Genomic DNA, 14,526 nt, shown 5'->3' on the forward strand with positions numbered 1-14,526 from the left:
GAGGCCATTTTCCATGAAACGACTCATCATCGGCATTTCCGGCGCCAGCGGCGCTATCTACGGCGTGCGCCTGTTACAGGTTTTGCGCGACGTCGCAGAGGTGGAAACCCATTTGGTGATGAGCAACGCAGCAAGGCAGACGCTGGCGCTGGAAACGCCGTACAGCCTGCGGGAAGTGCAGGCGCTGGCCGACGTGGTGCACGATGCGCGCGACATCGCCGCCGGCATCTCCTCCGGCTCCTTCAAAACCCTGGGTATGGCGATCCTGCCCTGCTCGATCAAAACCCTGTCCGGCATCGTCAACAGCTACAGCGACGGGCTGCTGACCCGCGCCGCCGACGTGGTGCTCAAAGAGCGCCGTCGTTTGGTGCTGTGCGTGCGGGAAACGCCGCTGCATCTGGGGCACCTGCGGTTGATGACCCAGGCGGCGGAGATGGGCGCGGTGATCATGCCGCCGGTGCCGGCGTTTTACCACCAGCCGAAAAGCGTGGAAGACATCATCGATCAGACCGTCAATCGGGTGATCGATCAGTTTGATATCGAACTGCCGACCGATCTGTTCACCCGCTGGCAGGGTGTCAATTAACAGTTTTATCCCTAAATTGGCACATTTGTGCAACACCGCACTGAATTGGGGCGGAGTATGCACCATAATGATCCCACTTCATCACGCTCACTGTTTCATGGCGCCGCCTTGTCGCGGCTGCCAGTGGCGCGGCCCCGACCGGCCGATTTAATTTTGCGGTTATCGTCCCAGGAAACAGTATTGTGTAGGCCGGAGCCGTTCCCTCCGCCCGTAGCATCGAATGTGGCACGATTACTGCAAATTGATTTGGTGGGGAAAGTAATGCCCGTAGTGGCATCAAAAAAATCAATTTGAGGGTAATTTATGAAAAAGCGGGTTTTGATTTTGCCGTTAGTTCTGGCTTTGAGCGCCGCCAGCAGCGCCTTTGCCGCCATTCCTTCCACGCTGAAGATTGGCACCGATCCGACTTACGCACCGTTTGAATCCAAAAACGCCAAAGGCGAATTGGTCGGCTTTGACATCGATTTGGCCAAAGAGCTGTGCAAACGCATCAATACCCAATGCACCTTCGTGGAGAGCGACTTCGACGCGCTGATCCCATCCCTCAAGGCGAAGAAAATCGACGCCATCATCTCTTCGCTGTCCATCACTGAAAAACGCCAGCAGGAAATCGCCTTTACCGACAAGCTGTATGCTGCCAACGCGCGTCTGATCGCGCCGAAGGGCTCCAAGCTGTTGCCTACCGTGGACGCCCTGAAAGGCAAGAGTGTGGGCGTGTTGCAGGGCACTACCCAGGAAGCCTACGCCAACGCCATGTGGCAGCCGAAGGGCATCACCGTGGTGCCTTACCAGAACCAGGATCTGGTTTACGCCGATCTGGCTTCCGGCCGTATCGACGCCGCCTTCCAGGATGAAGTGGCGGGCAGCGACGGCTTCCTGAAACAGCCGCCGGGCAAAGACTATGCGTTCGCCGGCGAATCGGTGAAGGATGACAAGTTCTTCGGCGTCGGCACCGGCATGGGGCTGCGCAAGACCGATACCGAGCTGAAAGCGGCGCTGGACAAAGCCTTCGCCGAGATGCGCAAAGACGGCACCTACGACAAATACGCGAAAAAGTACTTCGACTTTGACGTCTACGGCGGGTAATCCGCTTACCGTTCCATGCTGTGACTGCGGGGCCGCGTGCCGGCCCCGATGGTTCGGATCCTAGACCACAGGGTGAAGTAGATGCTGCAAGGCTATTCCCAACTGATTTTCGAGGGGGCTCTGGTGACATTGGAGCTGGCCCTCAGTTCCGTGTTGCTGGCGGTGGTGATCGGCCTGATCGGCGCCGGTGGCAAACTGTCTCATAACCCCTTTATCTCCGGTCTGTTCGGCGCCTATACCACGCTGATCCGCGGCGTGCCCGATCTGGTGCTGATGCTGCTGATCTTTTACGGTCTGCAAATCGCGCTGAACAACATCACTACGCTGCTGGGCTTCTCGCAGATCGATATCGATCCGCTCGGCGCAGGCATCATTACCCTCGGCTTTATCTACGGCGCTTATTTTACCGAGACCTTCCGCGGCGCCTATCTGGCGGTGCCGAAAGGGCAGATCGAAGCGGCGACGGCCTACGGCTTCAGCGGCGCGCAGATCTTCCGGCGCATTCTGTTCCCGGCGATGATGCGCTTCGCTTTGCCGGGCATCGGCAACAACTGGCAGGTAATCCTGAAGGCGACGGCGCTGGTGTCGATCCTCGGCCTGAACGACGTGGTAAAAGCCACGCAGCTGGCGGGGAAAGGCACCTATCAGCCGTTCTTCTTCGCCATCGTAGCCGGCGTGGTTTACCTGATCTTCACTACCGTTTCCAACGGCGTGCTGCTGTGGCTTGAACGGCGTTACTCACTGGGCGTCAAGAGGGCCGAGCTATGATTGAGATCCTGCAACAGTATTGGCAGTCGCTGCTGTGGAGCGACGGCTACCGCTTCACCGGCGTGGCGGTAACGCTGTGGCTGCTGATCGCCTCGGTGGTGATGGGCGGGCTGCTGGCGATCCCGATGGCGGTGGCGCGCGTCTCTTCCATCCGCTGGGTGCGTTTCCCGGTGTGGCTCTACACCTATGTGTTTCGCGGTACGCCGCTGTACGTGCAGCTGCTGGTGTTCTACTCCGGCATGTACAGCCTTGAGATCGTGCGCGGCAGCGAGTTTCTCAATGCGTTTTTCCGCAGCGGGCTCAACTGCACCATCCTGGCGCTGACGCTCAACACCTGCGCCTATACCACCGAGATCTTCGCCGGGGCGATCCGCTCGGTGCCGCACGGTGAAATCGAGGCCGCCAACGCCTACGGTTTCTCGCGCTTCAAGATGTATCGCTGCATCATTTTACCTTCGGCGCTGCGCACCGCGCTGCCGGCTTACAGCAACGAAGTGATCCTGATGCTGCACTCCACCGCGCTGGCGTTTACCGCCACCGTGCCGGATCTGCTGAAGATCGCGCGCGACATCAACGCCGCGACCTATCAGCCGTTCTACGCTTTCGGCATCGCGGCGGTGCTATACCTGATCATCTCCTACGTGTTAATCAGCCTGTTCCGCAAAGCTGAAAAACGCTGGATGGCACACGTTAGTCACTGATAAATGACGGGAAGAAAAACCATGTCTGAGAATAAATTAGCCGTCACCGAACTGCACAAACGCTATGGCGACCACGAAGTGCTGAAGGGCGTCTCGCTGGCTGCCAACGCCGGGGATGTGATCAGCATCATCGGCTCCTCCGGCTCCGGCAAAAGCACCTTTCTGCGCTGCATCAACTTCCTCGAGAAGCCGAGCGAAGGCTCGATCAGCCTGAACAACGAAGACATTCGCATGGTGCGCGACAAAGACGGCCAGCTGAAGGTGTTCGACAAGAAGCAGCTGCAGCTGCTGCGCACCCGCCTGACCATGGTGTTCCAGCATTTCAACCTGTGGAGCCACATGACGGTGCTGGAGAACGTGATGGAAGCGCCGGTGCAGGTGCTGGGGGTGAGCAAGGCCGAAGCGCACGATCGCGCGGTTCGCTATCTGGATAAGGTGGGCATCGATGAGCGGGCGCGCGGCAAATACCCGGTGCACCTGTCGGGCGGCCAGCAGCAGCGCGTTTCTATCGCCCGCGCGTTGGCGATGGAGCCGGAAGTGCTGCTGTTTGACGAACCGACGTCGGCGCTGGATCCCGAGCTGGTGGGCGAGGTGCTGCGCATCATGCAGAAGCTGGCGGAGGAGGGGAAAACCATGGTGGTGGTGACTCACGAAATGGAGTTTGCGCGCCACGTTTCCAACCACGTGATTTTCCTGCACAAAGGATTGATTGAAGAGCAGGGGCCGCCGGCCGAGCTGTTCGGCAACCCCAAAAGCCCGCGCCTGCAGCAGTTCCTGTCCGGCGCGTTGAAGTAACTTCAGGTCAGCGGGCTTCGGCCCGCTGATTAATCACGTCATCCAGTGCCTGTTCCAACTCCAGATAGCGGAAGTGGAAGCCTGCCTCCTCCAGCCGCTTCGGCACCGCCCGCTGGCCGCCGAGCACCAGTACCGCCGCTTCCCCCATCAACAAACGCATGACGAACGCCGGCACCCGCAGAAACGCCGGGCGATCGAGCACGTTGGCCAATTGGGCGGCGAACTGCTCGTTATGCACCGGGTAGGGAGCGACCATGTTGAACGGGCCGGTCAGAGTGGCGTGATCCAGCAGATAAAGAATGCCGTTGATCATGTCTTCGAGATGGATCCACGGCAGGTATTGGCGGCCGTCGCCGATCGGGCCGCCCAGCCCGAAGCGGAACGGCGGCAGCATTTTAGCCAGCGCGCCGCCCTGTGGCGCCAGCACTACGCCGGTGCGCAGCAGGCAGACGCGGGTGGCGTCGCTCTGCGCTTGCAGCGCCAGCGCTTCCCAGCGTTGGCACAGTTGGTGGGTGAATTCGTCGTGCGGCGGCTCCTCTTCGGTGACCACCGCCTGCCCCTGGTCGCCATAGTAGCCGACGGCGGAACCGGAAATCAGCACGCCGGGCGGCGTGCTGCCGGCCTTGATAAGCTGCGCCAACCGTTCGGTCAGATCCCAGCGGCTGCGGCACAGCCGCTCTTTCTGCTGCGCGCTCCAGCGCTTGTCGGCGATAGGTTCGCCGGCCAAATTGATCACCGCATCGAAGTCATCCAGCGACTGCCGGTCGTCCAGCGTTTGCCAATAGCTCGGCTGGTCGCCCAGCCGGGCCCGGGCTCGCCGTTCGTCTCGTGTCAGCACCGTAATGTGGTGAGAAAGCGCCAGCAGCCTGGCCGTCAGGCTGCTGCCTATCAATCCCGTTGCGCCGGTGATCAGGATCCGCATGGTCGACCTCCCTGAGTTAGTCCCGGCGGTAGCTCATGGTCATGGAGACCGAATCGGCGTAGCGCAGGGCCAGAAGTTTATCTATCTCCACTTCAGCATAGGTCACCCAGGCGTGTTCTTTTACGATATCGAGCACATCCTGCGTTAATTTTTCCAGCAGCGCGAAGCGGTTATCTTCCACATGACGGATGATCGCTTTGGTGATGGTGCGGTAGTTGAGCGCGTCGGCGATGTCTTCGCTGTTGCGCGCCTTGTCCGCCGGGTAGTGGATCGCCACGTTGATCAGGACGTCCTGTCGGTTGTTGATTTCCTCTTCCTTGATACCGATGAACGTGCGCAACCGCAGATTTTTAATGCGAATAACGGCGTCGGGTTGACTGAAAGACATCAGAGATTCTCCATAGATCTGATTATTGGCGTTCAGAATACACGGAAAGTAGGGAAATGATAACGCAGGGGCGATGTGACTCCCCGGCGGCGGGGAGTCGGGGAGCGGGGTTAGCCCTGTTCGGCCAGCTTATAGGCGCGCTCGGTCGCCGGGCGGTTGTTGATGCGTTCGAACCAGTTGCGCACCGCCGGGTAATCCGCCAGATCGATGCGCTGGCGCGGATGCGACACCACCCACGGGTAGGTGGCGATATCGGCGATGCTGTAGTTGTCGCCGCCCAGGTACGGATGCTTTTGCAGCTCGGCTTCCAGCACGCCATACAGCCGTTTGGTTTCCAGCTGGTAGCGCTCGATGGCGTAAGGCACCGGCTGCGGCGCGTAGTGGTTGAAGTGGTGATTCTGCCCGAGCATCGGCCCGAACCCGGCCACCTGCCAGAACAGCCACTGCAGGGTGGCGGCACGCTCGCGCAGGCCCTTGCTCAACAGCTTGCCGGTTTTCTCCGCCAGATACAGCAGGATTTCCCCGGACTCGAACAGGCTGATTGGCGCGCCGCCGTCCACCGGTTGCTGATCGACGATCGCCGGGATTTTGTTGTTGGGAGAAATGCTCAGAAAGTCCGGTTTGTACTGCTCGCCGGCGCTGATGTTTACGCGATGGATACGGTAGGGTAAGCCGACCTCTTCCAAAAACAAGGTGATCTTGTGACCATTGGGAGTAGGCGCGTAATACAGGTCAATCATGTTGCCTCCTGCGGTAAGGTGATCTGTAATTCATTACACGTTGCTGCGGTCTTCGCCGCGCACAAAGGTATATCAGAGATCCAACAATAGCAGCTAAGGATAGCAGGCTATGTGGGATTCGTCCGATGCTATCTGCGCGGTTGGATCACAATTCTCCACCGGGGCGGGCGGCGGTTTGCCGCACGGCGCCGTCGCGGTAAAATGGCGCTTATTTCCCTCTATAGGACAAGGTTATGAAGCTGATGTTCGCCTCGGATATCCACGGATCGCTGCCGGCCACCGAACGCGTGCTGGAATTGTTTGAACAAAACGGCGCCGACTGGCTGATTCTTCTGGGTGATTTGCTGAATCACGGCCCGCGCAACGCGCTGCCGGCCGGGTATCAGCCCGCTCAGGTTGCCGAACGATTGAATCGCTATAGCGACAAGATCATCGCCGTTCGCGGCAATTGCGACAGCGAGGTCGATCAGATGCTGCTGACGTTTCCCATCGAGGCGCCCTGGCAACAGGTTTTACTGCAAAAAAGACGATTGTTTTTGACCCACGGTCACCTTTATCATCCCTCGGCACTGCCGCCGTTATCCCGCGGTGACGTCCTGGCCTACGGCCATACGCATCTGCCGCAGGCGGAGCGGCAGGGTGAGATCTATTGCTTCAATCCGGGCTCGGTCAGCATTCCCAAAGGGGGCTTTCCGGCCAGCTACGGCATGTTGGATCGGGGCACTTTGCGCGTGCTGACGCTCGACGACGGCAAGGTCGTCGCGGAGGTGGCGTTAACACGCTAAACGCACTAATTTATACACACACAATAAAAATCTTTGAAAAACACTCATTGATTAACCAGCGCGCGGGATGCATCGCGCCAAAATAGAAGGTTTTAGAGGATGGCGGAACAGGGTCAGGCTGCAGATACCGAATGGGTTGATATCGTCGACGAGCAAAACGAGGTGATCGCGCAATCCAGTCGTCAACAGATGCGGGCGGAGCGGCTGCGTCATCGTGCTACCTATATTGTGGTGCATGATGGGATGGGAAAAATTCTGGTGCAGCGTCGCACCGAGATCAAGGACTTCTACCCGGGCTGGTTGGACGCGACGGCGGGTGGCGTAGTGCAAAGCGGTGAAAACGTGCTGGACTCGGCGCGCCGCGAGGCGGAAGAAGAGCTGGGTATCGCCGGCGTGCCTTTCGCCGAACACGGTCTGTTCTACTTCGAAGAAGAGCAGTGCCGGGTGTGGGGCGCGCTGTTCAGCTGCGTTTCGCACGGCCCGTTCGCGCTGCAGGAAGAAGAAGTGGCCGAGGTGTGCTGGCTGACGCCGGAAGAGATCACCGCGCGCTGCGACGAGTTTACCCCGGATTCGCTGAAGGCGCTGTCGCTGTGGCTGACGCGCAACAACGAGCAGGATTACGGTAAGCCGCTCGACAACCACTGAGACGCCAACGCGTGAGAAAGCCGGTCATCGACCGGCTTTTTTTATGGCGCGGATTCAGCAGCTGTCGCGGCGGCACAGCGTGGCGGGCAGGGAGCCTGCCGGCAGCCAGGGCTGCTCGTTCAGCCGCGCCAGCAGCGCCTGGCCGGCCTGAATGCCGATGTCGCGATGTGGAATGGTCATGGTGGTCAGCGGTGGCTGGCAGACCCGGCTGAACTCGCTGTTGCCGAACCCCACCACCGCCAGATTGTCCGGCACCTTGATGCGCCGCCGCTGGCATTCATACAGCGCGCCGCCGGCCAGTTCGTCCGAGGCGCACACCAGCGCGTCCAGCTCCGGCCAGGCCAGCAAGAATTCCGGCAGCTGCTGCGCGCCGGTGCTGAAGCTGGCGGGCTGCGCGGCGTTGATCACCCGATGCGGCGACATATGGTTGCGCAGCAGCGCCTTGTGCCAGCCCTGCAGGTGCTGCTGGAAAATCCACTGTTCCTGGTTGGCGCACAGCAGCCCGATGTTCTGATAGCCGCTGGCGATCACCGTTTGCGTCAGCTGATACATGGCCGCCACGTAGTCGATGCCGATGCTCATATCGATCGGATCGGCGCGCACGGCGCCGATCTCCACCACCGGAATGTTGGCGGCGATCAGCGCGTTGCGGGCGTTTTGCGAATGCTCGACGCTGAGCAGCACCGCCGCAGCCAGGTTGTAAGAGAGCAGGGTCTCCAGCAGCTTCTCTTCGCGCTCCAGATGGTGCTGCGATTCCGCCAGCATGATGTGATAACCGGCCGGCTGCAGCACTTTCTGCAGGCCGGCGAACATCTCGGCGCAGCCGGATTCGGACAGGCTGGGCACCACCATGGCGATGGTGTAGGACGAGGCCGACGCCAGCGAACTGGCGGCCAGGTTGGGCAGATACCCCAGTTCGCTTACCGCGGCTTCAATCTTCTCGCGCAGTTTGTCTGAAACCTGCTCCGGCGTGCGCAGCGCGCGCGACACCGTCATGGTGCCGACGCCTGCCAGCTGCGCTACGTCAGCCAACGTCACCCTGCCCGTGCTGCGTCGTTTTTTACCGATCGACATGCCTAATCCCGACTGAAATGCGCGCGCGGCGCATAAAAATGGTGAGGGCGGGAAGCCGACGGCGCGGCTTCGACGATCCCCGTATGCGGCACATTCTACCCCGTTACCCGAAAGAGCGAGAAAAAATTGTGGTTAACGCCATGCCGCGGCGCGGCGTTTTGATAGCGCTATCACAGATCTGCATGATAGCGCTTTGGTAGCGCTATCTTTGTGATATCCATCACTGTGTGGCCGGGAGGGGTTGATTAAAGTTTTAGCGTCGTCGGTGAATTAATCACCGGCCGAAACCATCAACCTTTAGGAGGGTAACGTGCTGAAAGAGTGGCTGACCGCCGATCATATACAGCTGTGCGAACGGGTGGAGGACTGGCGCCAGGCGGTAACGCTGAGCGCGCAGCCGCTGCTGCAAGACGGCGTGATTACGCCGAATTACCTGACGGCCATCTTTCATCAGCAGGAGAAGCTCGGCCCTTACTTTGTTCTGGCGCCGGGCATCGCCATGCCGCACGCCCGGCCCGAAGAGGGCGCCAACGCGCTGGGATTATCGCTGTTGAAGATCCATCAGGGGGTGAACTTTCATTCCGCAGATAACGATCCGGTTCAGGTGGTGGTGATGCTTTCGGCGCCCGACGGCGACAGCCACATCGAGTTGATTTCGCAACTGGCGGAATTATTTTCAGACAATCAGGCCATGGAGGCGTTATTTCACGCCAAAGATAAACGGCAAATCGAGGATATTATCGCCCGCTATTAACGCTTAATCACCAGGAACACTATTAATGCTAACAACGCCGGGAATATGACCGGCGGCGCTACCCTACACGCTAAATTCAACAGGTGGATATTATGAAAATCATGGCGATTTGCGGTTCCGGTCTCGGCAGCAGTTTTATGGTGGAAATGAACATTAAAAAGGTGCTGAAAAAGATGGGCGTGGAGGCCGAGGTCGAACATTCCGATCTGTCGTCCGCCACCCCCGGCGCCGCCGACGTGTTCGTGATGGCGAAAGACATCGCCGACAGCGCCAGCGTACCGGCCGAGCAGCTGGTGGTGATCAGCAACATCATCGACATTAATGAGCTGGAAGCCAAGCTGCGCGCTTACTTCGAAGCCCACTCAATCATCTGAATAAAACGATTGGCGAGGTGGATATGTTTATCCAGGAAACGCTTAAGTTTGTGGTGGATATATTAAAGGTGCCTTCGGTGCTGGTCGGGCTTATTGCGCTGATCGGTTTGCTGGCGCAAAAGAAATCGTTTTCCGATGTGGTGAAAGGCACGGTAAAAACCATTCTCGGCTTTATCGTTTTGGGCGGCGGCGCCACGGTATTGGTCGGGTCGCTCAATCCGCTGGGCGGCATGTTCGAACATGCGTTCAATATTCAGGGCATCATTCCGAATAACGAAGCGATCGTCTCCATCGCGCTGGAGAAATACGGCGCCTCCACCGCGCTGATCATGGCGTTCGGCATGGTGGCGAATATCGTGGTGGCGCGCTTCACCCGGCTGAAATACATCTTCCTGACCGGCCACCACACCTTCTACATGGCCTGCATGATCGGCATCATCCTGACGGTGGCGGGCTTCGAGGGCGTGCAGTTGGTGTTTACCGGCGCGCTGACCCTGGGGCTGGTGATGGCGTTCTTCCCGGCGATCGCCCAGCGCTATATGCGCCGCATCACCGGCAATGACGATATCGCCTTCGGCCACTTCGGCACCCTGGGCTACGTGCTGTCCGGCTGGATCGGCTCGAAGGTGGGTAAAAACTCGCGCTCGACCGAAGAGATGAACCTGCCGAAAAACCTCAGCTTCCTGCGCGACAGCTCCATTTCGATCTCGATGACCATGATCGTCATCTACCTGATCCTGGCGATCTGCGCCGGCCGGGCCTATGTGGAAAGCGAGCTCAGCGGCGGCCAGAACTACCTGGTGTATTCGATCATTCAGGCCATCACCTTCGCCGCCGGGGTGTTCATCATCCTGCAAGGCGTGCGCTTGATTCTGGCGGAGATCGTGCCGGCGTTCACCGGCTTCTCGGAAAAGCTGGTGCCTAACGCGCGGCCGGCGCTGGATTGCCCGGTGGTCTATCCCTATGCCCCTAACGCGGTGCTGATCGGCTTCCTGTTCAGCTTCCTTGGCGGATTGGCCGGGCTGTTCCTGCTGGGGCAGCTGAAGATGGTGCTGATCCTGCCCGGCGTGGTGCCGCACTTTTTCACCGGCGCTACCGCCGGGGTGTTCGGCAACGCGACCGGCGGGCGGCGCGGCGCGATGCTGGGCGCCTTCGCCAACGGGCTGCTGATCACCTTCCTGCCGGTATTGCTGCTGCCGGTGCTGGGGGCGTTGGGCTTTGCCAACACCACCTTCTCCGACGCCGACTTCGGCGTGATCGGCATCCTGCTGGGCAACATGGCGCGCTTTATGTCGAAGGAGATGATCATGCTGGCGATCGTCGCCGTGTTCGCGCTGTTGGTGGCGCATAACTTCCTGGGAAAACGCAAAGGCGCGCCGGCCGCTGACCGCGTCGAGAAATAACGAGGGCAGACTGATGAACTACACAACGAGCGAAACGGAAATTGAAGAGCTGCATACCCTGGCGCGGACGATCCGCCTGGAAACGCTGAAAGCGCTGACCGGGCTGGGCTTCGGCCACTACGGCGGCTGCATGTCGGTGGTGGAGACGCTGGCGGTGCTGTACGGCAGCGTGATGCGCATCGATCCGGCGGATCCGGACTGGCCGGAGCGCGATGATTTCGTGCTGTCGAAAGGGCACGCCGGCCCGGCGCTGTACAGCACGCTGGCGATCAAGGGCTACTTCCCGCTGGCGGAGCTGAAGACCCTCAACCAGAACGGCACGCGTCTGCCAAGCCACCCGGACCGACTGCGAACGCGCGGCGTGGACGCCACCACCGGTTCGCTGGGACAGGGCGTGTCGATCGCCGCCGGCATGGCGTTATCCCATCGGCTGGCGGGGCGCCGCAATCGGGTGTTCAGCATCCTCGGCGATGGGGAACTGAATGAAGGGCAGTGCTGGGAGGCGTTCCAGTTTATCGCCCACCACAATCTGAACAACCTGACGCTGTTCATCGATTACAACAAGCAACAGCTGGACGGCGCGCTGGACGAGGTGATCCAACCGTTCGATCTGGCCGCCAAGTTCCGCGCCTTCGGCTTTGAGGTGCAGACCATCAAGGGCGATGACATCGCGGCGCTGCTGGCGGCGGTAGCGCCGGCGCGCGGCGGCGAACAGCGGCCGCTGGCGATCGTGCTCGACAGCATCAAAGGGCAGGGCGTGACCTATCTGGAAAACTTGTCGAACTCTCACCACCTGCGCCTGACGCCGGACGTGCAGCAGGAAATCGAAAAAGCCATCGCCGAACTGGAGGCCGCCCATGTTTAACGTAGTGACGCAGTTGGAAAACGACGCCGTCGAAATGCGCAAAGTCTACGCCGGCGCGGTGCGTCGGCAGATTGAGGCGGGCGCGCCGATCATCGCGCTGGAAGCCGATTTGATGAGCTCGATGGCGATGGACGGCGTGCACAAGGATCACCCGCAGCACGTGATCAACTGCGGCATCATGGAGGCCAACGTGATCGGCGTCGCCGCCGGGCTGTCGCTCACCGGCCGGGTGCCGTTTGTGCATACCTTTACCGCCTTCGCCAGCCGCCGCTGTTTCGATCAGCTGTTCATGTCGCTGGATTATCAGCGCAACAACGTCAAGGTGATCGCCTCCGACGCAGGGGTGAGCGCCTGCCACAACGGTGGCACCCACATGTCGTTCGAGGATATGGGCATCGTGCGCGGGCTGGCGCATTCGGTGGTGCTGGAGGTGACCGACGCCACCATGTTCGCCGACATTCTGCGCCAGCTGATGGATCTGCGCGGCTTCTACTGGGTGCGCACCATTCGCAAGCAGGCGACGCGCATCTACCAGGAGGGCTCGCGCTTTACCATCGGCAAGGGCAACCTGCTGCGCGACGGCGACGACATTACGCTGATTGCCAATGGCATCATGGTGGCGGAGGCGCTGAAGGCGGCGCAGATGCTGGCGCAGCAGGGCGTCAGCGCGGCGGTGATCGATATGTTCACCCTCAAGCCTATCGACCGTGAACTGATCAAAACCTATGCGGCCAAAACCGGGCGCATCGTCACCTGTGAAAACCACAGCATTCATAACGGGCTGGGGTCGGCGGTGGCGGAGGTGCTGGCGGAAGAGTGCCCGACACCGATGCGGCGCGTGGGGGTGAAGGAGCGTTACGGCCAGGTGGGCACCCAGGCATTTCTACAGCAGGAGTACGGTCTGACCGCCGAGCATATTCTGGAGGCTGTTGGGCAGTTGCTGCAAAAATAGTTCTCGAGTCAATAACAACTGCTGTAACGAATGAGGTCTGGTGCTCTGGATAAAACACATACCTTCCTGCCCAGTATCTGAGTTATGACTCACACGTTATCAACTGAGAAGCCCCTTAGGGGGCTTTTTGTTTTTAATGGATAATAGATGGCCAATGCTTGGGTAAAAAGAGATAATAAAAACAATCTAATAAATACAATAAGTTATATTCATGGAGTGAATAATGATAACAACAAGAGGCTCGTTCAGAAGGCTGACGCTAGGCGAGATCACGTTATCCCGCTCTTTCTATACCCTCATCATGATGATGTTGCTCAGTGGCTGTATGCTTGAAAAGCAACGTTTTTACGCTGCGGACATTACGCTGCGGGGAAATGATCTCTGTTTCTCTTTACCGCAAGCCTACTCAACACAGAGTGGCAGGGCCAGTCTGGTCAGCATTGCTATTGAACAACGGTTGGATAGTCAAACGCATGAGCTCTGGCGCAGGACCACTCTACCACCGAAGCCCGTTGAGACGATAACGCCCGGCCAATGTATCCCATACTCGTTCAAGGCATTTGAGAGCGATGTGCCCTACACCGTGGCAATCAGCACCATAGATCCTCAGGATGCAGATTCCAAACGTTTCTGGCAGCGCAGTTTCTCGCTGAAAATCAGCGACGGCAAGATTTTGCAGGTTATTGCCAGCGCGGAGTAATAAAGCCAAAGAGGGATGAATGAAATGACAAGAACGGCAATGTGTGTGAAGCGAAGTGATAGGCATAACGCTTGAGAGAGTGCCGTTGGGTTTCTGCACCATAAATTACATTCGGCTCTCAAGGAGGAGATTATGGCCGTGATTCCATTACTGCCGCCAGGCGGTTTTACTATTCTTGCCAGAAAATTGCGTGAGGCGCGCAGGCAGGGGCAACCACGCAACATGGCGTTGCCTGGTACTTACTATTGGTTCTACCATCAGGTAAAAAATCGGGGCCCTTGGGATTACAAGCAGCAAAATCGCGCATTGGCTAACTTTGGTAATTTCAATTATGGTGCAACCGGTACCGCGGCTGGAATTCCCGCAGATATTTTGTTGATGGGCGCTGGATTTGCTCAGTCACGGGCAGGAACATCGCGGCCAGAATGGAGTCAGTGGTATCAACGCCCGCCGTATGGTGATGACCCTCAGGATCAATATTGGATCAAACAAGGAATTGATTATGCAACTCGGCATGGTTACTAAATGGGCTCATCGGCTATTGACGACGGTTTTGTTGGTTATTGTCGTTGGCTTTGCGGGGTATTGGTATGCCACCCGCGATACTTATGACGATAAGCTCTACAGCAAAAAGCAGTTGACCGACGAAATTTGGCTCTATGTCACCGAGTACCAGAATGCGGGGGCCACCGACACGGATGTGTATCGTTACTATTTGAACGGAAGCCTGGATGGGGACCCTATCAACGTACTGAGTCAAAGCACGCCAGTTTTGACGGCGGATCGGGCTGATGCAAGTATCCGTGGCGAGGGCAACCGCGTCACCATCAATTTTTCCGGCAAGGTGTATTCCTTTACGAATTCGGCATTTTTCTATGCCACGAAAAGCCAAACACCCATCATGCCTACCATTGATTTTTCTGCAAGAGGCATCAGTGCCTGGCGATGATGGTGGGTGCAGCGGACTTGGCGGGTATTGTCTAAGACA

General features: G+C 58.8%; 19 protein-coding genes. 15 read left to right on the forward strand and 4 right to left on the reverse strand.

Annotated elements, in window-relative coordinates:
* Window positions 1-13 precede the first annotated feature (13 nt).
* From C9411_RS18150 to hisP, 5 genes are all read left to right on the forward strand, one after another.
* Window positions 14-586, forward strand: a complete 573-nt coding sequence (locus C9411_RS18150) for a UbiX family flavin prenyltransferase (protein ID WP_038876440.1) — start codon at window positions 14-16, stop codon at window positions 584-586.
* A 303-nt stretch (window positions 587-889) separates the two neighbouring features.
* Window positions 890-1,672 carry a histidine ABC transporter substrate-binding protein HisJ gene (gene hisJ, locus C9411_RS18155; protein ID WP_004936109.1) on the forward strand — a complete coding sequence of 261 codons (783 nt, stop codon included), beginning with the start codon at window positions 890-892 and terminating at the stop codon, window positions 1,670-1,672.
* Window positions 1,673-1,753: 81 nt separating this feature from the next.
* Window positions 1,754-2,440, forward strand: a complete 687-nt coding sequence (locus C9411_RS18160; protein ID WP_025303686.1) for a histidine ABC transporter permease HisQ — start codon at window positions 1,754-1,756, stop codon at window positions 2,438-2,440.
* A complete protein-coding gene (locus tag C9411_RS18165) occupies window positions 2,437-3,141 on the forward strand; it encodes an ABC transporter permease (RefSeq protein WP_033635343.1) in 705 nt (234 codons plus the stop codon). Before C9411_RS18160 ends, C9411_RS18165 begins: the two co-directional genes overlap by 4 nt.
* A gap of 21 nt (window positions 3,142-3,162) precedes the next feature.
* Window positions 3,163-3,936, forward strand: a complete 774-nt coding sequence (gene hisP / locus C9411_RS18170; RefSeq protein WP_107227604.1) for a histidine ABC transporter ATP-binding protein HisP — start codon at window positions 3,163-3,165, stop codon at window positions 3,934-3,936.
* 7 nt (window positions 3,937-3,943) lie between these two features.
* Here the strand turns inward: hisP and C9411_RS18175 are convergent, their stop codons facing one another.
* The 3 genes from C9411_RS18175 to yfcG form a co-directional block, all read right to left on the reverse strand.
* Entirely contained in the window at window positions 3,944-4,858 is a 915-nt protein-coding gene (locus tag C9411_RS18175) for a TIGR01777 family oxidoreductase (protein WP_107227605.1), read from the reverse strand.
* 16 nt (window positions 4,859-4,874) lie between these two features.
* Entirely contained in the window at window positions 4,875-5,246 is a 372-nt protein-coding gene (gene folX / locus C9411_RS18180; protein WP_063988979.1) for a dihydroneopterin triphosphate 2'-epimerase, read from the reverse strand.
* 110 nt (window positions 5,247-5,356) lie between these two features.
* On the reverse strand, window positions 5,357-5,986 hold the full coding sequence (yfcG, locus tag C9411_RS18185) for a GSH-dependent disulfide bond oxidoreductase (protein WP_063988980.1): 630 nt from the start codon (window positions 5,984-5,986) through the stop codon (window positions 5,357-5,359).
* 233 nt (window positions 5,987-6,219) lie between these two features.
* On the opposite strand from yfcG, the gene yfcE reads away from it, so the two are divergent.
* The gene (yfcE, locus tag C9411_RS18190) at window positions 6,220-6,771 is read left to right on the forward strand and encodes a phosphodiesterase (protein ID WP_038876428.1); all 552 of its coding nucleotides are present in this window, start codon (window positions 6,220-6,222) and stop codon (window positions 6,769-6,771) included.
* A gap of 99 nt (window positions 6,772-6,870) precedes the next feature.
* Window positions 6,871-7,416 carry an NUDIX hydrolase YfcD gene (yfcD, locus tag C9411_RS18195; RefSeq protein WP_004936086.1) on the forward strand — a complete coding sequence of 182 codons (546 nt, stop codon included), beginning with the start codon at window positions 6,871-6,873 and terminating at the stop codon, window positions 7,414-7,416.
* Window positions 7,417-7,470: 54 nt separating this feature from the next.
* On the opposite strand, the gene C9411_RS18200 is transcribed toward yfcD, so the two are convergent.
* Window positions 7,471-8,490, reverse strand: coding sequence for a LacI family DNA-binding transcriptional regulator (locus C9411_RS18200; protein WP_038876425.1), 1,020 nt, complete (start codon window positions 8,488-8,490; stop codon window positions 7,471-7,473).
* A gap of 310 nt (window positions 8,491-8,800) precedes the next feature.
* Between C9411_RS18200 and C9411_RS18205 the strand changes: the two genes are divergently transcribed.
* From C9411_RS18205 to C9411_RS18240, 8 genes are all read left to right on the forward strand, one after another.
* Window positions 8,801-9,244, forward strand: coding sequence for a PTS sugar transporter subunit IIA (locus tag C9411_RS18205; protein ID WP_038876423.1), 444 nt, complete (start codon window positions 8,801-8,803; stop codon window positions 9,242-9,244).
* 92 nt (window positions 9,245-9,336) lie between these two features.
* Window positions 9,337-9,618 (forward strand): PTS sugar transporter subunit IIB, encoded by a 282-nt coding sequence (locus C9411_RS18210; protein ID WP_025303676.1) that lies wholly within the window; start codon window positions 9,337-9,339, stop codon window positions 9,616-9,618.
* 23 nt (window positions 9,619-9,641) lie between these two features.
* Window positions 9,642-11,021, forward strand: a complete 1,380-nt coding sequence (locus C9411_RS18215) for a PTS ascorbate transporter subunit IIC (protein ID WP_043140091.1) — start codon at window positions 9,642-9,644, stop codon at window positions 11,019-11,021.
* Window positions 11,022-11,034: 13 nt separating this feature from the next.
* Window positions 11,035-11,886, forward strand: coding sequence for a transketolase (locus C9411_RS18220; protein WP_063988982.1), 852 nt, complete (start codon window positions 11,035-11,037; stop codon window positions 11,884-11,886).
* On the forward strand, window positions 11,879-12,838 hold the full coding sequence (locus tag C9411_RS18225; RefSeq protein WP_063988983.1) for a transketolase family protein: 960 nt from the start codon (window positions 11,879-11,881) through the stop codon (window positions 12,836-12,838). The genes C9411_RS18220 and C9411_RS18225 overlap by 8 nt, the downstream gene beginning before the upstream one ends.
* 223 nt (window positions 12,839-13,061) lie before the next feature.
* On the forward strand, window positions 13,062-13,538 hold the full coding sequence (locus tag C9411_RS18230) for a putative T6SS immunity periplasmic lipoprotein (protein WP_233221924.1): 477 nt from the start codon (window positions 13,062-13,064) through the stop codon (window positions 13,536-13,538).
* A gap of 132 nt (window positions 13,539-13,670) precedes the next feature.
* Window positions 13,671-14,063: a polymorphic toxin type 44 domain-containing protein gene (locus C9411_RS18235; protein WP_107227606.1), complete on the forward strand. Its 393-nt coding sequence runs from the start codon at window positions 13,671-13,673 to the stop codon at window positions 14,061-14,063.
* Entirely contained in the window at window positions 14,041-14,487 is a 447-nt protein-coding gene (locus C9411_RS18240) for a hypothetical protein (protein ID WP_199200139.1), read from the forward strand. The genes C9411_RS18235 and C9411_RS18240 overlap by 23 nt, the downstream gene beginning before the upstream one ends.
* Window positions 14,488-14,526: the final 39 nt, after the last annotated feature.

Origin of the sequence: Serratia sp. Nf2, from assembly GCF_003028435.1 — a bacterium.
Taxonomy (GTDB): Bacteria; Pseudomonadota; Gammaproteobacteria; order Enterobacterales; family Enterobacteriaceae; genus Serratia; species Serratia marcescens_L.